The sequence below is a fragment of the Methylophilus sp. Q8 genome, assembly GCF_000800115.1.
Classification (GTDB): domain Bacteria; phylum Pseudomonadota; class Gammaproteobacteria; order Burkholderiales; family Methylophilaceae; genus Methylophilus.
Map to the genome: position 1 here is coordinate 1,342,307 of NZ_JUHE01000001.1, position 19,226 is coordinate 1,361,532.

The 19,226-nt window shown below is 49.0% G+C and carries 13 protein-coding genes; 6 read left to right on the forward strand and 7 right to left on the reverse strand.

The features are described 5' to 3' along the window. Positions 1–183: 183 nt before the first annotated feature. From GQ52_RS06580 to GQ52_RS06600, 5 genes are all read left to right on the forward strand, one after another. A complete protein-coding gene (locus GQ52_RS06580) occupies positions 184–1,458 on the forward strand; it encodes a diguanylate cyclase domain-containing protein (protein WP_235273018.1) in 1,275 nt (424 codons plus the stop codon). Between the two features lie 138 nt (positions 1,459–1,596). Further along, the gene (locus GQ52_RS06585; protein ID WP_047516069.1) at positions 1,597–2,286 is read left to right on the forward strand and encodes a hypothetical protein; all 690 of its coding nucleotides are present in this window, start codon (positions 1,597–1,599) and stop codon (positions 2,284–2,286) included. Between the two features lie 135 nt (positions 2,287–2,421). Beyond that, complete coding sequence (locus GQ52_RS06590; RefSeq protein WP_047516072.1) at positions 2,422–3,081, forward strand: pyridoxamine 5'-phosphate oxidase family protein; 660 nt, start codon at positions 2,422–2,424, stop codon at positions 3,079–3,081. Positions 3,082–3,325: 244 nt separating this feature from the next. After that, positions 3,326–5,959: an EAL domain-containing protein gene (locus GQ52_RS06595; protein WP_235273019.1), complete on the forward strand. Its 2,634-nt coding sequence runs from the start codon at positions 3,326–3,328 to the stop codon at positions 5,957–5,959. Positions 5,960–6,093: 134 nt separating this feature from the next. Beyond that, positions 6,094–7,020, forward strand: coding sequence for a choice-of-anchor A family protein (locus GQ52_RS06600; protein WP_235273020.1), 927 nt, complete (start codon positions 6,094–6,096; stop codon positions 7,018–7,020). 63 nt (positions 7,021–7,083) lie between these two features. Here GQ52_RS06600 and GQ52_RS06605 read toward each other — a convergent pair whose 3' ends face one another. The 7 genes from GQ52_RS06605 to pip form a co-directional block, all read right to left on the reverse strand. Continuing rightward, positions 7,084–8,544, reverse strand: a complete 1,461-nt coding sequence (locus GQ52_RS06605; RefSeq protein WP_047516077.1) for a porin — start codon at positions 8,542–8,544, stop codon at positions 7,084–7,086. A 193-nt stretch (positions 8,545–8,737) separates the two neighbouring features. After that, entirely contained in the window at positions 8,738–9,997 is a 1,260-nt protein-coding gene (locus GQ52_RS06610; RefSeq protein ID WP_047516079.1) for an OmpP1/FadL family transporter, read from the reverse strand. Between the two features lie 82 nt (positions 9,998–10,079). After that, complete coding sequence (locus tag GQ52_RS06615; RefSeq protein ID WP_047516081.1) at positions 10,080–12,155, reverse strand: EAL domain-containing protein; 2,076 nt, start codon at positions 12,153–12,155, stop codon at positions 10,080–10,082. A gap of 7 nt (positions 12,156–12,162) precedes the next feature. Continuing rightward, entirely contained in the window at positions 12,163–12,690 is a 528-nt protein-coding gene (locus GQ52_RS06620; RefSeq protein ID WP_019883538.1) for a YfiR family protein, read from the reverse strand. Between the two features lie 245 nt (positions 12,691–12,935). Beyond that, positions 12,936–14,441: a tetratricopeptide repeat protein gene (locus tag GQ52_RS06625; RefSeq protein ID WP_047516086.1), complete on the reverse strand. Its 1,506-nt coding sequence runs from the start codon at positions 14,439–14,441 to the stop codon at positions 12,936–12,938. 122 nt (positions 14,442–14,563) lie between these two features. Next, complete coding sequence (locus GQ52_RS06630; RefSeq protein WP_235273021.1) at positions 14,564–15,862, reverse strand: YhjD/YihY/BrkB family envelope integrity protein; 1,299 nt, start codon at positions 15,860–15,862, stop codon at positions 14,564–14,566. Between the two features lie 27 nt (positions 15,863–15,889). Continuing rightward, positions 15,890–16,840 carry a prolyl aminopeptidase gene (gene pip, locus GQ52_RS06635; protein WP_047516092.1) on the reverse strand — a complete coding sequence of 317 codons (951 nt, stop codon included), beginning with the start codon at positions 16,838–16,840 and terminating at the stop codon, positions 15,890–15,892. A gap of 306 nt (positions 16,841–17,146) precedes the next feature. Between pip and GQ52_RS06640 the strand changes: the two genes are divergently transcribed. Further along, positions 17,147–19,012 (forward strand): PQQ-dependent dehydrogenase, methanol/ethanol family, encoded by a 1,866-nt coding sequence (locus GQ52_RS06640; protein ID WP_019883532.1) that lies wholly within the window; start codon positions 17,147–17,149, stop codon positions 19,010–19,012. Positions 19,013–19,226 lie beyond the last annotated feature (214 nt).

Here is a 19,226-nt window from a genome sequence, read left to right on the forward strand (position 1 = left end):
GTGATCGCGTGAATCATTTTGAATGATTAAAGAGTAAACCTATTGTTCTTTCTCAAAAAGAGTGGCATACGCCTGGCGTAGAATGCAACATGGAACCTTTTGTGAAGTGAGCCAGTGCGCCCAAAACTTAGCCAAACATTTAAAAGCCAACTGATTGCAGCGTTTGCGGCAATGTTGGCTTTTTTGTTTTGGCATTTTCTGCTGGATTACCAACGCCAGAAAGCGGAGGGGGAAGCCTATCTGGAGGCAGCCTCTTATGGCAGTTTGCTGCGTGCCGAGCTGGATCGCGAATTAAATTCCCTGCTATTTATTTCTAATGGCCTGTCCAGTTTTATCAAGGTCTATCGCAATGAGCTGAAGCAGGACAAGATGCAGGCGATCTTAGCCGACCTCTGGTCCAACGCCCATCATGTCAGGAACCTGGCAGTGGCCGTGAATTACAAACTGACTTATGTCTACCCTGAAAAGGGCAATGAGCAGATCATCGGTATCGATTATCGTGAGGTTGCCTCGCAATGGCCCAAAGTGAAGCTGGCGATTGAGTCTCATGAGGGGGTGCTGGATGGCCCGCTGGATTTGATACAGGGTGGTAACGGCATGATTTATCGCTTCCCGATTTTTGTCGATGGCCATTACTGGGGCATTATGTCGACGGTGATTGATACCCATAGCTTTTTGCAGGCGGCTTTTCAGACGGTGCAAAATCCTCAGTTTTCATTTGCAATCAGGACGGTAGAGCAGAAGCGCGTGTTTCATGGCGATGCGGCGTTATTTGATCAAAAGAACATTTTTATTCAGCAAAGTGAGGTGCCCAATGGCAAGTGGGAATGGGCCATCGAGAATAAAAATAGCCATCATCTGCCTAGTCGCAGCCTTGGCATGGTGTTGAGTGTATTGTTAAGCCTGTTGGTCGGCGGTGTTGCCTACTTCTTCGCCCAGGAACGCTATTATTTGTCAGAAGGGGCGCTCATGGACAGCCTGACCGGTTTGCCGAATCGCCGCTTGCTTGAAAGTCGTTTGAACTATGCACACTCAGAAGCCAAACGCGATCACAAGCGATTCGGCCTCATGGCACTGGATGTGGATCATTTTAAAGCCATTAACGACCAGTATGGCCATGATGTGGGCGATGAGGTCATTAAAGCGGTGGCGGCCAGGTTGAAGTCCAATATGCGCGATATGGATACTGTGAGTCGTCTTGGTGGTGATGAGTTTGTGATTGTGGTCAAAGACCAAATGTCTGAGCAAGGGTTGGTCAGAGTCGCGACCAAATTACGGGATATTTTCAATGTACCTATGCTGATTAATGATAGAGAAATCGCCGTGCATTTGAGTATTGGACTCACTTTGTATGATCCTGCATCCGATGTCACCTTAAAGCAATTGCTTAAGCAAGCCGACATGGCACTTTATCAGGCCAAGCATAGCGGCAGGAATACTTACAGCGTCTGGAAGTAAACCAGCATTTGTTACACGCGCCCAGCGTGTTAGTATGGTATTTTTATTGACGTAAATGTATTAATGAAATGCGCTCATACCGTTGTTGTTTTGTCGCTTCACCTCGCCATCATCCCACGGCTTAATGCTTCAGAAATCATGCCCGAGCTTGCGTTTATTGAACCTGACGCAGCGCACAGTGACCGCTTGTTAAGGATTCCCGAACCCATGGTGTATGACCTGGTGCGTCCATTGGGTGTCAGGCAGGGAGAAATGGAGATCAATGCGCTAGGTGACTATAACCCTTATAACGGTGATTTTAGCTGGGCACCAGAGTTGGAGTATGGACTGGCGGATGACCTGGCGATTGAGGTCGAGCTGCCGTTTCAGGATGCCAGCCATGAGCGCTATAAAGTGGCGATCCAGCAAACACTGGGGGTCGACTATGCGCAAGGCACAGCCAATGGCTGGCAAGCATTTGTCGATGTGAATAAGCATACCAAAGCCTTGTCTGCGGACGCGACATACATCCATGCCCGGCAGTGGGCAGACCAGTGGTCGTCGTTAAGTATGCTGGGCTTGCGTGTACACAATATTAACCGCAGTGCACAAGTAGACTATTTGCTGAACAATACGGTGTTTTATGATGTCTCACCGCGGCTGACACTGGGTCTGGAGCTTAATCAGGAAATCAGCACTGGCGGCACCTGGCGTTATCGGCTTACACCGCAGGTGCATTACGATGCCAGCCAGTATTATACTTTGCAGATGGGGACCGCCTGGTCGACGCTGGATCATCCGGAAAAAACACAGCGGTTGTGGAGTTTTCGCCTGATCCGGGTGTTTTAATGACAGCATTGCATGGACGTCCTACAATGGTGCCGTCTGGGTCACGCGTTTAGCCAGCTAGGCATTAAGCGCAGCGTGGTAGCCAGCGTTTACACATCATGAATAGAATCATTGAATAAAGCCGTAGGGGGAAATATGAGTCGTTTGTTTGGAGAAACACACCGCAAGGTGCAGGACCAGCAAGGCACCAGAAAGCTGGCAGACCGCATTGAAGAAATCGCCTGCAAGACCGAGATTGATGAAGATGCCAAAGGATTTATAGAGTCGCTGGATATGTTCTTTTTATCCACGGTGGACCACAACGGGCGACCTACCGTGTCATATAAAGGTGGGTTTACCGGTTTTGTGCGCGTGATCGACGACAAAACGCTGATTTTCCCGATTTATGATGGCAACGGTATGCAGCTGTCTGTTGGCAATATGGTCGAGAATGCAGAGATTGGCATGCTGTTTATTTCGTTCGAGCGCCCGCACCGTATTCGCTTGCAAGGCGTGAGCAGCGTGTCTAATGAGCCTGCTTTGCTTGCCATGTATCAAGAAGCCGAGTTTGTGGTGAAAGTGACGTTGTCCGAGCTATGGCAAAACTGTCCGCGCTATATTCACCGCTATACCCGTGATAGCAGCTCGCGTTATGTGCCTATGGCGGAGTGCCAGACGCCATTGGCAGAGTGGAAGCGCCTGGAGTTCGTGCAGGATGTGATTTCCGACGAAGATGCCAAAAAAGCGCAAGACGCCGGATTTATTCAGGTAGAAGACTGGATTGCCAAGATCAAGGCCGGTGCGCCAGACGTGTAGTGGCTATTTAAAGGCTGTGGTAGATACAAGCGCAGGCGTTTTCCTGCGCTTTTTTATTGATCAGTATTCCTGCAAGCACCAATCTGGTGCCAGTGCAAAAAGATTTTTGTGGTAAATATCGTCAGCATCACGTTGTACAAAAAGACAATTGCCGTAAATGTTTGTATTATTCTGTCGATAGTATTGTTAAGCTTTTCTTGACTCAGCCTTTTTAACTAATCTCAGGGTCTACATCTGATTACCCATGAATAAGTTTGCAGCCATGTTTACACGACACTTCTATCGTCGCGTCATGACCTTGCTTTGCCTGCTGGGTTACAGTGCTATGCTGTTTGCCAGCCTGCCTGCGCGCGATGCCCGGGCAGAGGCGATTACTGTGATTAGCGATGATAATTACCCGCCTTATTTGTTTAAGGATGCCAACGGTAACACGGTAGGCATCGTGGCTGATTTCTGGAAGTTGTGGGAGCAGAAAACCGGCGTGAAGGTGACGCTGGTATCGACCGCCTGGGAGCAGGCGCAGCAGCAATTGCTGAGTGGGCATGCTGATGTGATCGAGATGATTTTTCGCGACGCCGAACGCGAACAACGGTACACCTTTACCAAGGCTTATGCCACGCTGCCGGTGGGCATTTATGCGCACGAAAGTCTGAGCGGTCTGGCATCCCCTGAGGTGCTGAGTGGATTTACTGTCGGTGTACAAAAAGGCGATGGCTGCATCTTCAAATTAAAAGAAGCGGGCGTGAAATCGTTTCGCCTCTACAACAATTATGAAGAAATCATCCAGGCCACGTTAAGTGGGCAAGTCAAAATCGTCTGCATGGATGATTATCCGGCGCATTATTACTTGTATCGCATGAATGCAGATAGCCAGATTCTGCGCGCGTTTACCTTGTATCAAGGGCAATTTCACCGCGCCGTCAGAAAGGGCGACGTGCGCACACTGCGCTTGCTTGAGCGTGGTGCCGCTGCCATTAGTCCGGCTGAAATGACGGCGCTGGAATCTAAATGGAAAGGCAGTTCTCTGCAACGCGGGGTGTACTCCAAGCAGGTGATTTTGACATTAGCATTATTGCTGGTGGTCGGCTTAACGTTGCTGTTGCTGATTTTCATGTTGCGGGTCGCCGTGAAAAGAAAAACCGCCGAAATAGAAAGCAAGCGCGAAGAGCTGGAGCTTGAGCGCTTGCGCCTCACCAACATTATTGACGCCACCCGTGCCGGAACCTGGGAGTGGGATGTACAAACGGGGATGTTCCAGTTTAATGAGCGCTGGGCAGAGATACTTGGCTATACCCTGGAAGAGCTGGTGCCACATAATCTTGAAACAGCGAAACGCTTAACGCACCCCGATGACTGGCAAACCTCCATGACGCTGGTAGCGCGTCATTTACAGGGGGAGATCGAATTTTATGAGTGCGATATCCGCATGCAGCATAAAGCGGGGCATTGGATCTGGATTGTGGATCGTGGCCGCTTGATTTCACGTACGCCTGCGGGTGAGCCAGCTATGATGCGCGGCACACACATTGATATTACTGATAAAAAACAGGCTGAAGCTGCGATCTGGCGGCAGGCGAATTATGACAGCCTGACCCAGTTACCTAACCGCCACTATTTTCATCATCAAATCAAAGAGGCGATTGCTGCGGCTGCGACAAGGCAACAGCGATTGAGCCTGCTATTGCTGGATCTGGATAGATTTAAAGAGGTGAATGACAGCCTTGGCCATCGGCGTGGTGACGAGCTATTGATGGAGGTTGGCCAGCGTATTCGCCAGTGCGTATCGTTGCCAGCCACCGTGGCCAGGCTGGGCGGCGATGAGTTTGCGATTATTGTGCCAGAAGGCTTGCATGCCGATCTGCAGGGCTTGGGTAATCAGCTGATGCAGGAGATTTCCAAGGCGTATATTCTGGGCGGTGAGCGCGTGTTTGTCACGGTCAGTATCGGCATTAGCCAATATCCTGAAGACGCATTGCATGCCGAAGAGATAATACAGCACGCAGACCAGGCCATGTACGACGCAAAAAGCCGCGGCCGTAATAGCCTGCGTTTCTTCTCATTAGCGATTCGTGAGGCACTCTCGCAACGCGTGAATCTGGCGCGTGATTTACGCATGGCTTTGGACAATGGCGAATTGCGTGATTACTACCAGCCGATTGTCAGTTTGCATAATGGCAAAATCGTCAAAGCAGAAGCACTGATGCGCTGGCAGCACCCTGAGCGTGGCCTGATTAGCCCGGCCTTGTTTATCCCGGTGGCAGAAGAAACCGGTGACATTATTGCCATGGGTGACTGGATTTTTCATCGCGCTGCGCAACACGCCATGCAATGGCAACCCTTGATGGGCGATGACTTTGCCATCAGTGTTAATAAATCACCGGTGCAATTTGTTGAGCAACTCAACGTGCAAAGTGATTGGGTGCATGCATTGCGCGCGATGGGCGTAGAAGGTAAGCGTATCGTCGTGGAAATTACTGAGGGCTTATTGCTCAATCCGGATCCGGTGGTCGAAGAGCGTCTGTTGCAGTTTAGAGACATGGGCATTCAGGTGGCGATTGACGACTTTGGCACGGGCTACTCTTCGCTCTCCTATCTGAGCAAGTTCGATATCGACTATCTCAAAATCGACCAGTCATTCACACGCAACCTCAATGCGGGTAATGAAAGCTATGTGTTGTGCGAAGCGATTATTGTGATGGCGCATAAGCTCGGCCTGAAAGTGATTGCTGAAGGCGTAGAGACAGCGCTACAACGTGACTTGCTGATGGATATTCATTGCGATTACGCACAAGGTTTTTTCTATTCCCCCCCCGTGCCAGCGGATGCATTTGAGCAAATGCTGGTGCAGCAATCGCGCGAAGCTGCCATTGCCAGGTAGCCGCGTTGACTACCGCACGGCTTAGGTTACCCGAATGGGCTATCTGGTGCGAGAAGTAAAAGTGTTATAAGTCACTTATACGATCATAAAACATTATTTATGATGACGATTATTTGACTATCAAAGGGTGATGTATGAATTGGATGTTCAAAAGTGCGGTTATTGCCACACTTGCAATGCAAAGCATGGCTGCCTCGGCTGATGTGCTGGATTTTGGCGTAGCTGGCCAGTTTAATGTATTCGTGTTTAACAACTTTACCAGCAGCTATAGTGATGTTGAAGGTGCGGTAGCAGTGGGCGGTAACTTTAATGTGACTGGCTATGCGGTGAATGAGCTCAACAAAGCGGTCGCTGGTAATTCGCTGGTGGTTGGCAATAATCTGACCTATAACAACGGCAGCGTGAAGAACGGTAACATTGATGTGGGTGGTACTACCAGCACTTCCAGTTTTGGTTTTACTGGCGCTTATACTGATAGCGACCCTATCAATTTCACCAATGAGCGCACTTATTTGCTCAACCTGTCTGCCAGCCTGAATAACCTGGTGAATACTGGAACAGCGACTTACAACTATAGCGGCTTGCAACTCACCGCCAGCAACAATAGCAGTGCGCAGATTTTTGATATTGATGGCAGTTTTTTCAACTCCAGAAACAATACAACTTTTAGTGGTTTTTCAGCAGGCCAAACCATTATCCTGAATATTTCCGGCAGTGGCTTGACCTTTAATGGCGGCACGGGTACGGACTTTGCCAGCTATGGCTTTAATGTGGTTTATAACTTTTATGAAGCCACGGCATTGAGTACCGGTTCTGGTGCAACTGGTACCATACTGGCGCCACTGGCGGATATCACTGGCGGCTTTACGGCGATCAACGGTAACGTGATTGCCAATAGCTGGAATACCAATACCCAGGTGAACGTTACTGGCATGTTTAAACCGACAGAAATCACCGGCCTGGTGGTAACGCCGGTACCAGAGCCTGAGTCTTACGGCATGTTGCTGGTGGGTTTGGGTGTGGTAGGCATGTTGGCGCGCAGACGCAAAGATCACGCTTGATCGCGTAGCACGTATAAAAAAGCTCAAGCATGATGCTTGAGCTTTTTTATTTCAACGCTTGCTTTAGAACTTCATGCGCAAACCGGCACCGTAGCTGGTCACGTTCGTATAATTCGAGGCGCTTGGATATTTATCGCCTGAAAAGTGGTTGGTGGTATAAGCCAGATAAGTATCGAAACGCTTATTCAGTTTATAGTCCAGCATCGCCGTCCAGGTATCGATCTTACCCTGCGAGTTGGTGGATACGGTAGGGCCGTCAATAGCATCCGCCTTGGTCAGGTAATAGCCGATGGACGTTGTCAGGCCAGCCAGTGCAGGCATGCGCTGCGCAAAGTCAAAGTTGGCACCCAGGTAATACACATGGTTATCCTGCTTGTAGCCTGGTTTCAATGCAGAGTTTGCCACGCCGCCAAAAACGGTTTGATCATAGATAGAGTGATAATCAATGGAGCGCGAGGATGACGGTTGTAATTGATACCATTCCACACCACCGATGATTTTCAAATCTTTCGTTGGTAACCATTTACCAGTGAGCAATACAGCTTGCGTGTTATACAGGGACACCGCAATGGTGTCATTCGCCAAAGGATTGCCAGCTCCGGCAATCCCAGACTTCACTGAATCGAAGAATCTATCGTAGGCCAACTGCACGCCGAACGCACTGCTTTCGTAGCCCAGTTGTGTGGTGTAACCATTGCCGTGCGAGGTGCCCGCTGAGTTACCGAACTGGTTGATGACGGCATAGTTGATTTTGTCATGGCTCTCCAACTCGTAAGTGTTCGCATATTTGAGAGAGTTTTTCATGCGTGAGTTTTCAGACACGCCACCGCCACCGCCGACAGTGCCGCTTTCACCCAATGGTGAAAAACTGTCTGCTTTACCGTTAGGATCATAGGTCACTGTGATCTCAAAAAACGGGTTGTACTGCGTACCATAGGTCAATTTACCTAATGAGCCGCCATCAATCCCTGCCCAGGCTTGGCGGGTAAATAATTCACCGTTCATGGAAGAGTTTGCGCTGACGCTGGAGTTGGCATTGGTACCAGAGTTATCTGCCAGGGTTTGTGCCGCATCATGCAGTTTCATGTCCAGCGTATTAAAACCCGCTTCCAATTGGTAGATAAATTTAAAGTCATGATCCCATGCTTGCAGCTTGGCGACTTCGCCTTTAAAGCCCAGACGTGAGCCTTGCCAGCCACCATTCACCCAGTTGGTTCTGGAGGTTGTTCTGTCGGTTTTTTTTGCGCCCGAATAAGGATAAAAGTTATTCGCTAACTCATAGTTCTCTGGCAAAGAGTGATTGATATGGGTCAGGCCGATATCGACCAGACCGTACACCTGGAAGTAAGAAGGATGATCACCCAGGTCGAAATTGATGCGGAACGGGTTGTCCTCGTTCATAAAACGTGACACCAAAGAAGGGGATTCTTGTGAAGTCGTGCTGGATTGGTCTGCCTGGGCTGCGAATGCCTGGCTAATTGCCAGCGGCAGTAATGCCAGTTTGAAAAAGTGCGCTATGGTCATCTTCTATCCTAAAAAGCGATGTTTCGGGTTGTTTCAAGACAGGCATTTTCAATCTGGTAGATGAAGTTTAAATGACAAGCGGCTTACACGAAACTTACAAGGTGAAATATGCGCTTGTAAGATGTCATGCGAGACAGCCGTGATGCCATCAGCAATCACGGCTGGATAGGGGTGTTTTCAGTCCTGGCGCGGATTAGAACTGGTGTGTGAATTGCATGCTGAGAATATCAGCGCTGCCATCATATTTGCCAGCAATCAGGCCTCTGCTAGGTACAGCGGTCCGTTGATCATCGTAAATTCTGGCTTCTTTAATAAAAAGATGCGCATAGCCTACATCAAATTTAGTCTGCGGACTATATTGCCAGCTGGCGCCAAAAGACAGCCAGATGCGGTCATTGCCAGGAATGCGTGCGGTTCTATGATTATTATCAATGGCCTCTTCATCATAAGCAACACCGGTGCGCAGTTTTAAGGTGTCTGTGTAACGATAGTTTACGCCCAGAGAATAGCGCAGCGTGTTGTTCCAGTGTTCTTGGGTTGAGCCTACCTCTGTATTGGAGCCATTGTCACGCATGATCGTGAGTGTCTTAAATTGGCTCCAGCGCGTCCAGGTCACATCCGCCAGTAAATCCCAGCGCTCATCCAGGCGGCTAAAACTGCTGAAAGACAATGTTTCTGGCAAGGTTAAATCCGCAGTGATATCTGTATTCAGGGTCCGGCCAGGAACTCCGTTTAATGCAGTAAAAGGTGAGCGTGCATCACCTTTTAAGTGTTGCTCGACTTTGGAGCGAAATGCCAGGCCTAATCGGGTATCAGGCGTGATTTGATAAATCGCTCCCAAGTTATAGCCGAAGCCCCAATCTTTGCCTTTGTTGTTAATGGAGGATTCTGCTGCGCCTAAATTAACTGCGCTGGTAAGTTCGGCTTGTGCCCACATGGCAGAGACGCCAAAGCCAAATGACCATTGATCGTTTAGTTTCCAAGCCAATGACGGATTAATGTTGACCGTTTTGAGTTCTGATTTTAGGGCATGGAAACGCCCGAGCCAGTTTTTGTCATATTCAGTTTTGAGGCCAAACGGCGTGCTGATACCTAAACCAAACTTGAGTTGTTCGTTGATGTCTTGTTTGTAAAACAGGTTGGGGATGGCAGCTAGGCTACCTAGATTCCCACCTTCTGGCCCGGTGGGTGTACTGTTCTTATTGTCAAAATCGCCATTGGTCTTTATTAAATGCAAGGCACCGACGATCTGACGGCCTTCCAGATAAGTCATCCCGGCCGGGTTGAAGAAGACAGTACTCGCATCTTCGGCGACGGCAGAAGCACCGGCGTAGGCGTTGCCCAGGCCACTTGCACCTTGTTCAAACAGCGCAAAGCCGGCAGCCTGGCTGGATAATTGGTAGCCTGAGAATAGCAAGCCGATGAGTAAGTAAGATGGTTTTAAACGTAGCATATATCTCCCTGATGGCTTTTTATTGTTTATTTTTATATAACGGCTAAATCCGACTATTTTTGACTGTCGATGCCTGTATTTTTTAGACTTCTGACCCTGCAATTTTACGAAAAACGCTCGGAATACTTTCCGGAAACTCGGCCATGAAGGCCGTGGTTTGGCTGGCGGACAAGGCGGCGCTAAATAAATAGCCCTGCACATGGTGGCAGAGTTTGTATTGCAGGTATTCAAACTGGATCGCGCTTTCTACGCCTTCAGCAACCACTTTCAAATTAAGGCTGACCGCCAGGGCGACCAGGGCGTCGACAATGGCGATATCGACTTTGTCTTGCGGGATGCCCGCCGTAAACTGCTTGTCAATTTTGAGGATATCGACCGGCAATTGCTTGAGGTAGTTCATGGACGAATGGCCGATACCAAAGTCGTCAATGGCAATGCCTATGCCCAATTGTTTGAGTGAATAAAGAACTTGCTTGGCCGACTCAATATTGCGCATCACCATAGACTCTGTGATTTCCAGATTGAGCGTGCGTGGTGACACGTGGTAAAAGTCCAGCGCATGGCGTATGGTGTCCGATAAGCTGTCATCATCCAGTTGGCGCGAGGAAATGTTCACGTTCATGAACAAGTCACGGTCGAACATTTCCTGCCACATCGCCAGTTGCTTGAGTGACTGGTGAATGACCCAGGCGCCAATACTGATGATGAGCCCGGAGCCTTCTGCCAGGTGAATAAACTGGTCTGGCGTCAGCAGGCCTTTAGTCGGGTGACGCCATCTGAGCAGTGCTTCAAAACCAATGGTTTTCAGCAGTTGTGTGTGGATGATCGGCTGGTAATACAGCTCCAGCTCCTGGTTTTGCTGGGCGAAGTGCAACTCTTCACGCAGGTTGCGCAACTCGGAGGTGTTGGCTTCATCAGATTCACTGTAAAAGCGGAAGGTATTGCGTCCGGCATCTTTGGCCTGATAAAGCGCCACATCCGCATTTTTCATGACTTCCGTTTTCGAGTCAAAACCCGGCCGTAACAGCGCAATTCCGATGCTGACACCAATATGAATTTCATGGTCGTCGACGATAAACTGCGCAGAAATGGTTTGGATAATGCGTTTGCAGACCTGCTCGATCAGCGTGCGTCCGGGCGCATCCAGCAATATGGCAAATTCGTCACCGCCCAGGCGGAAAATAGCGTCTTCTTGCGACATGTTGCCGCGCAGCCTGTGAGCCACTTGTTGCAGCAGTTTGTCGCCGGTATTGTGACCAAAGGCATCATTGACGATTTTGAAGCGATCCAGATCTAGCAGCAGCAGGTAAATATGTTTGCGGTCATCTGGCGTGGCGGTGATTTTACGTGTGATCGCTTCTTCAAATGCATGGCGATTCAGCAGCTGGGTATTTTTATCGTAATGGGCTAAAAACTGCAGTTTTTCTTCAATAACTTTGCGATGTTCCAGTTCGGCCTGTAACTGGGCGTCTCGCTGGCGAATGCTTTCCAGCATATTGTTAATATCATGGCTCAGCATGCCAATTTCATCGGCGCTGGTTACCTTGATGCGCTGGTCGTAATGGTGGTTGCGTGTGATCTTGCTGACAAAGCTTTGCAGTGCATGAATCGGGTCCACAATATTGCGGTTCAATCGCCACATAATCAGGCAGCCGACCAAGGCCGCCGCCAGTACGGCAATGGCATTCGACCAGGCAAAGCCAATTAATACATCGACAATTTGCTCTTGTTTGATGGTGGCATGCAAGCTGCCCACGGTTTTTTCATTGACTACAATTGGCGTGGTCACTTCCATGTCACCAAAGTAGGGATATAACCATTGCCAGCCCGCCGGGCTTTGGGGGTGCTGTGGATGCAGGCTTTGCAGCGGTTTTTGTTGCTGGTTAAGAATGACGACACTGCGGATATTCTGGTTGTCTGTGAGTGGCTCTAGTGTTTTGGCTGCTGAACTTACCTCGCCAAACATGACGGCGGGGCCGATCGAGTTTGCCACCACATTCATTTGCACCAGGATGTCGCGAATCAGGTGGGAGCGCAGGCTGTGGTAATGGCTACCAAACGCAAAGACAATAAACACCAGCAACATACTTAAGGTCATCACCAGTTCGGTGAGCAGCAGTTTGTGTGCAATTTTGAGGTGAGGTAATAGTCTTAACATACTCAAATTAATTAATGATATTGGTCGCCAGTTTCATCAGTCGCGTGTCAAATACAATGCCGGCCTGTTTTGCCGAGGTCAGATGCAAGGCGAACTGGTAATGCTTATCCTGCTCATTGATTTCTACATGCCCATACTCAGAAAATTTATTACCGTTATACACCACGGTCAATACGGATTCTTTCTGAATGATTTGTTGTAATTCTAGCGGCTTTTGTGAGCCATAGTCTTGAATATATAACAGATTGCAGCGCTTGACGTCGGTTGGTGCTTTTACAGTGACCAAAAATATCTGCAAATTCTGTAATTTTTGCGATTCCAGCGCGGTGGCCTTCAAATGGCCGATATCTTCTTCAAATGCACAAATCGCATAAGTGTCTTGCGGCTGGCGGTTGGGCATTTGGCTCAGTAGCGCCAGATTAAACAGTAACTCACTCTTGGTTTCGCGGACCTGTTCAGCCCCCGCCTGGGACAGACCGCTGGCACCCATGCCGAGCAAGGGGAGTAATAAGCATGTCCGGCGCACTGAAATCATATTGAGCTGACTCCATCAGAGTTGGTTGAGGTGACACGCGATGAGGTGGATTGCAACGCAATCTTTCCGGATGGTTGCATCAGTTGCAAGCCCTGTTTCTGGGCCGGTTTAAATAGCCATTCCTCATCAAGTATCATACCTTGCGCCATGGAATCTACAATCAGCAATTTTGATAAATTCTGTATCAGTTTGATAAGTCAGCCACAGCATCGTGGCTGTGATAAACGTTGGATGTGCCGCTTGGCTTAATACTGGCTGCGTGCGGTTGGCAGGTGTGCGGCAGGTTTCAAGTCAAATGCCACGCAAATGCGCTCTGCTTCGGCGTGGAAGGGGATGGTTCTGTGGAACAGCGATGACGGAAATAACACAATATCGCCGACGGCTGGTTTGATAAAACGCGTTGGGAAATTGTCATGTAATTGCGGGTATTGGTCGCCATGTGTGCCATACTCAAAAGCACCTTCCTGCGGATCTTCTGTTTCTGGCATAGCGAGATAAACGGCGCCACTGAGCCAGCCGATTTCATGAATATGGGCATCCAGATGGCCGCCTTTTTGCATGTTGACGTACCAGGAGCTGGTGAATTCCAGTGACTCTGGGAAGTGGGTGATCAAGGCACAATCAGCCTGGCTGAATTGGGCCTGGTAATGGCGGAACTCACGTTTAACCAACTCGCCCAGCGCCCTGAAGGCCGCTTCAGGCCGCTTGAATAAATTGCCGGCAGACTGTTTGCCATTGGTCAGGCGCGCTTGCTTACGCTCGGCGATATCGGCCTGCGCAATATTGGCCAGTAATTCTGCTAGTAACGGGCTGCCCGGTGCCAGCTCTGGCAGGTTGCGGTGATAAACAAACGACAAGCCATCCGGACAAAACTGGTAAGGGTCCGCCTGGTCGTGGTTGAGGCTGTAATGTGTGGATAGAGTCGCAATAAACGGTGCGGTATGTGGCCCTTGCTTAATAATGTCATCGCGTAACTGCTTGAAGGCTTCGAACTTCTCGGCACGGTATAAGCAGTAAAGTACCCTGGATTGCCAGTCATCCAATTGCGAGGCCTGAAAGTGCGGAATCGCCTCTTCAAATCGCTTGGCCAAGTATAAAAACTCGCCCATATTGTAGTTGGCACCCGGGTGTTGTGGATTGCGTTGCAGCGCCTGCTGGTAATGTTGTACCGCCCTGGTCATATCGCCCTGGTCGCGCCAGGTTTCGCCGAGGTTGTTATAGGCGTCAGTGTAATTGGGGAAGAGTGCGATCGCGCGCTCGTAGCTTTGCACAGCGGACTGCAGTTGTCCTTTGTCACGCAATACCGTGCCCAGGTTGAAATGGCCGCGCGCATCTTGTGGCTGGATGCGCAATCCCTGTTGATAGCTGGCCATCGCTTCATCCAGTTTGCCCTGTTTTTGCAGCACCGTGCCCAGGTTGCCATGTGCTTCAAAAAACTGCGGATTCAGCGCAATGGCTTTGCGGTAAGCCTGTTCGGCGGCGGCTAATGCATCAAGCTGGGTTTGTACAATGGCATAGTTAAACCACAGTTCTGCGGCTTTCGGGTTGAGTTGCAACGCTGTTTCGTATGCACTTGCTGCCTCCGGGTACTGCTGAGTCTGATCCAGCGCCAGTGCCAGCAGGTGGTGTAAGACAAACTCTCGCGGATGCTGCGCCGCCAATGGGCGTGCCCGCTGAATGACGGCAGTAAATTGTCCGTGATTCAACTGTTGTATCAGCGTATTGATTTCTTGCGAAAGTGGGATGGCCATCGTGCAAAATTCCAAGGATAGTTACAATTTTGTAACACATCTTACAATTCTGCAATGGTTGTGTGACTTGATTTAGCGCAAAACGCGGCTGATCTATGTTGTTTATTCAGGCACTGGGCTGTTTATACGGCGCTTGATGATACAAATGTGTTCTTTACCTGCGCATGATGGGAGAGTTGTTTTAGCAGGCGCACAGCAATATGCGGGTCTTCCTGCAACAGGTTCTCCATGCAGTCGGCATAAATTTCAATCACTGATGCTTCTGGCGAGACGACCACGGCGCTGGCCGTTACGGGTTGCGCCGAGAACAGGGCGATGTCACCAAAAAAATCACCATACTGCAAGATGCGCAGTGTCTTCTCGCTGCCGTCAGTGTGTTTTTGCGTCAAATGCAAGCTGCCATCGACCACCATATAGTAGTGATGGCTGGTATCCCCCTCTTTCAGCACATAACTGCCTTGCGCATAGGTTTTACCGTATTTGCCCATTAGCGCCTGCAAGTAGTGTTGCTGGTTGGGGATATCTTCAAACAGGCCTTTCAGCAGCAAGACGTCTTTTTGCCTCAGTGTGACCATTAACTCTATGCCCACCAGAAACACGGCAAAATTAAGATAAAGCCAGCTGATGGAGACAAACATGGCCTTCATGCTGCCGAACACGGCGCCAAAGTTTTTGTTCACACTTAAAAACAAACCAAAGGCCGGGCGCATCAGCATCCACAAGGTGGCGGTGAGCAGGGCGGATAACAGCAAGTGGCGCCAGTGCACATTGAGTGGGCAAAAGGTGTGGTAAAAACCTGCAATCAATAAAGTGGTTAAAGTAAGCGACAGTAGTGAGCCGACCACATTGATCGATGCGGATGGCAAATGGTTGGCTAAGAAAACAATAATAGACTCCAGCACAAAACCGGCGGCGGTAAACAGGAAGAACACCAGCAATACACCCAGCACGGCGACGACATCGCGTAATTTCTTATGCCAGAAAGAGGGCACGTCATTGCGGCTGGCAATCAGGTGAAAGCTGGCGCGCATATGTGTTGCCAGTGGTGTGATAGTCCATAGCAACACAAAAAAGCCAACCGCGCCCCAGGCGGCTTTGGTGCGCGTATTTTCATACACTTCTATCATGATGCGCTGGCTGAATTCTGGCAGCAGATTGCTGGTCAGAATGGCCAATTTCACAATGGCGTAATCAGACGAATACACCAGGTGGCTGATTAAAAAGAAAATCAGCACGATCAGCGGAATCAGTGCGAACAGGGCGTAAAAGGAGAGTGCGGCAGAAAGTCCCATTAACCTGTGCTTGGCCACACCTTGCCAGGTTGTTTTTATCACGAACAGCGGCGTGCAGTAGCTATAGGCCGATAATTGCTGCTTCAGGCCGTGCCACTGTGTTTGTAATGTCGTCCATAACGCAGGCATGCACTCCGCTTTCATTGGGGATGATTGTTAGGGGCTGAGTTGCTTGTATTGTTCCGTCGCATTCAATAAAGCCTGGCACGTACCAGCCTCCATCGCTGAATGACCGGCGTCCGGCACCATGACCAAGGTCGCGTGTGGCAGTACTTTGCTTAATTCCCAGGCAGTTTGTGGTGGGCACACCATGTCATAACGACCTTGCACAATGGTCGTCGGGATGGATTGCAGTTGCTGCGCGGCTGCTTGTAACATTTGATCGCCATCGACAAAGCATAAATGTTGAATGTAATGAATTTGTACCCGCGCCCGTGCCAGTTCAACGGCGCCATTGACCTCTGCACTGTCTGCTTTAGGGATCAGGCTCATAATGCTGGATTCAAATGCGTTCCAGCGGATGGCTGCTGGAATACTGATGGTAGTGTCAGCGTCAAACACCTGTGTGGCATAGTAATCCAGGACATTTTCCTGATGGCTGGTGGGCACCGGTGCCAGCAGTGTCTGCCAGGCCTCCGGGAAGAAAAGCGCTACCTGGCCCAAAAACCAGGCTATCTCATGCTGCCTGCTCAAAAAAATGCCACGCAAAGTCAGGCTGATCACTGTGTCAGGATGGCTGTTTGCATAGGCTAATGCCAGCGTGCTCCCCCATGAGCCTCCAAAGACATGCCAGCGATCAATATTCAAGTGCTGGCGTATCGCCTCTATATCTGTCACCAGCTCTTGCGTCGTATTGTCTATGGTCTCCCCAGCTGGCAGGCTGCGACCACATCCGCGTTGATCAAGCAAAATGATGTGGTAATGCGCGGGGTCAAAAAAGCGTCTTTGTCCTGGATTGCAGCCACTGCCGGGGCCGCCATGTAGAAAAATAACGGGTACGCCATGCGGGTTGCCGCATTGTTCAATATAGATTGAATGTAACGGGCTGACTGCAATATGGCTATTTGTAAACGGCTGGCATTCAGGATAAAGATAGAGGGCGCTCATAAATTATTTTCTTAACTGTATGATTTTTAATGGTAATTTATTTTATGACAAGCTTGCTTAAAAATAACAAAAAATATTTCGAAATATTTGTAACCGATTTGTAACCAAACTGTTGCAATTGAAAACAAATTGTTCTATATTGCAATCCTCACATGCGGCAAGTGATAAATTCTAAGGTGTTTCAGGAGTTTTTCCCTTGTCTCTGGAGTGAAAAGTATGCGGGAGATTTGGTTTGCCAATCCTAGTGGTGGCAGAATTTAACGTGTACTTAATATTAAACCCTTAGTTCTAACTTTGGAGATCAATATGCAAGTTAACAAAATCAAACTGGCCTTGGGTCTGGTAGCAGCATTGCCATTGGTTGCTTTCGCAGCAGCTGACCAAGAAGCCGCGTTGAAAGATGCCAACAACTGGGCACATCCACGTGGTCAACACAACAACAACGGTTACAGCGCCTTGGCACAAATCAACAAGGGTAACGTTAAAAACCTGAAAGCAGCTTGGACATTCGCTACTGGTGTAAACCGTGGTCATGAAGGTTCACCAGTGGTTGTGGGCAACATGATGTACGTTCACACAGCTTTCCCAAACAACGTATACGCTCTGGATCTGAACGACAATCAAAAAATCGTTTGGTCCTATTTCCCTAAACAAGACCCAAGCGTTCAAGCAGTTCTGTGCTGTGACAACGTTTCTCGTGGTCTGGGCTACGGCGACGGCAAAATCTATCTGCAACAAAACGACGGTATGTTGGTTGCTTTAGATGCAAAAACCGGTGCTAAAGTATGGGACGTTAAGAACACTGATCCAAAAGTTGGTGCAACTAACACTAACGCTCCACACGTAATCAAAGACAAAGTATTGACCGGTTGCTCAGGTGCTGAGTTCGGCGTACGTTGCTTTATCGCTGCATACAACCTGAAAGACGGCTCTCTGGCATGGAAAGCATTCTCTACAGGTCCAGACAGCGAAGTATTGATCGGTGCTGACTTCAACAAAGAAAACCCATCCTACAATGCTCTGTCAGTTTACGAAGATGTAAACGGCGGTAACAAACAAGGTGGTTCTTTCAAAAAATTGGCTAACGACAGCCTGAAAATTGGTGAAAAAGAACTGGGTACACGTACTTGGTTGAAACCACAAGCTGTTAAAGACGGCTGGCAACATGGTGGCGGTTCCGTATGGGGCTGGTGGCCATATGATGCACGTACAAACCTGGTTTACTACGGTACTGGTAACCCATCCGTATGGAACCCAGATGTACGTCCAGGCGACAACAAATGGTCTATGACAATTTTCGCTCGTGATTTGGACACTGGTGTGGCTAAATGGGGCATGCAAATGACTCCACACGATGAGTGGGACTACGATGGTATTAACGAAGTAATCCTGTTCGACAAAGGTGGCAAAACTTACGCATGGCACCATGACCGTAACGGTTTCATCTACACATGGAACGCTCATAACGGTTCATTGGTTGCAGCTGAAAAAGTACACCCATTCGTTAACTGGGCAACTGATGTTGACCTGAAAACAGGTGTGCCAAACAAATTGGCAACTGCTTCTACTCACCAAGACTACAACGCTAAGGGTGTTTGCCCAGCTGCTTTGGGTACTAAAGACCAACAGCCTGCTGCTTACTCTCCAAAAACTGGTTTGGTGTACACACCATTGAACCACGTATGTATGACATACGAGCCAGTTGAGTCCAAATACGTTGCTGGTCAACCATGGGTTGGTGCTACATTGACCATGTTTGCAGGTCCAGACGGCGTAATGGGTGGCTTCGGCGCTTATGATCCAATGACCAACAAAAAAGTTTGGTACAACAAAGAGAAGTTCTCTGCATGGGGCGGTGCTCTGACTACAGCTTCTAACATCGTGTTCTACGGTACTTTGGATCGTTGGTTCAAAGCTGTTGATGCACAAAACGGTAAAGAACTGTGGAAATTCCAAGTTGGTTCCGGCGTGATTGGTAATGCATTCACATATGGCAACAAGGGTAAACAATACGTTGGCGTACTGTCCGGTATCGGCGGTTGGGCTGGTGTTGCGATGAACTTGGGTATGACCAACGACACAGACGCACTGGGTGCTGCTGGTGGTTACAAAGAGTTGACTAAGTACAACGCTGCTCCTGGCGGCGGTGCACTGAACGTTTTCTCACTGTAATTTGAGCTTGTCTTAAGTTACACGTAGTAATACGTTGACTCCTCTAACACCCTGCTTCGGCAGGGTGTTTTTTTTCATGAATATCATGATTCAAAAGTATCGCAATAAAATTAAATGTGTTTTGGCTACAAATGAAAACGCATTCACGCTAAGATGATTCACTTTGTCGTTGATTGGTAGAACTTTTGAGCGAAGCCAGGCTCCAAAAACGACA

What these genes read in the sequence shown, in the direction of transcription:
- GQ52_RS06615 (WP_047516081.1), bottom strand. Translation starts at nt 12,155, where the DNA reads ATGTTAAGACTATTACCTCACCTCAAAATTGCACACAAACTGCTGCTC.
- GQ52_RS06590 (WP_047516072.1), top strand. Translation starts at nt 2,422, where the DNA reads ATGAGTCGTTTGTTTGGAGAAACACACCGCAAGGTGCAGGACCAGCAA.
- GQ52_RS06610 (WP_047516079.1), bottom strand. Translation starts at nt 9,997, where the DNA reads ATGCTACGTTTAAAACCATCTTACTTACTCATCGGCTTGCTATTCTCA.
- GQ52_RS06605 (WP_047516077.1), bottom strand. Translation starts at nt 8,544, where the DNA reads ATGACCATAGCGCACTTTTTCAAACTGGCATTACTGCCGCTGGCAATT.
- GQ52_RS06625 (WP_047516086.1), bottom strand. Translation starts at nt 14,441, where the DNA reads ATGGCCATCCCACTTTCGCAAGAAATCAATACGCTGATACAACAGTTG.
- GQ52_RS06600 (WP_235273020.1), top strand. Translation starts at nt 6,094, where the DNA reads ATGAATTGGATGTTCAAAAGTGCGGTTATTGCCACACTTGCAATGCAA.
- GQ52_RS06585 (WP_047516069.1), top strand. Translation starts at nt 1,597, where the DNA reads ATGCCCGAGCTTGCGTTTATTGAACCTGACGCAGCGCACAGTGACCGC.
- GQ52_RS06620 (WP_019883538.1), bottom strand. Translation starts at nt 12,690, where the DNA reads ATGATTTCAGTGCGCCGGACATGCTTATTACTCCCCTTGCTCGGCATG.
- GQ52_RS06640 (WP_019883532.1), top strand. Translation starts at nt 17,147, where the DNA reads ATGCAAGTTAACAAAATCAAACTGGCCTTGGGTCTGGTAGCAGCATTG.
- GQ52_RS06595 (WP_235273019.1), top strand. Translation starts at nt 3,326, where the DNA reads ATGAATAAGTTTGCAGCCATGTTTACACGACACTTCTATCGTCGCGTC.
- pip (WP_047516092.1), bottom strand. Translation starts at nt 16,840, where the DNA reads ATGAGCGCCCTCTATCTTTATCCTGAATGCCAGCCGTTTACAAATAGC.
- GQ52_RS06630 (WP_235273021.1), bottom strand. Translation starts at nt 15,862, where the DNA reads ATGCCTGCGTTATGGACGACATTACAAACACAGTGGCACGGCCTGAAG.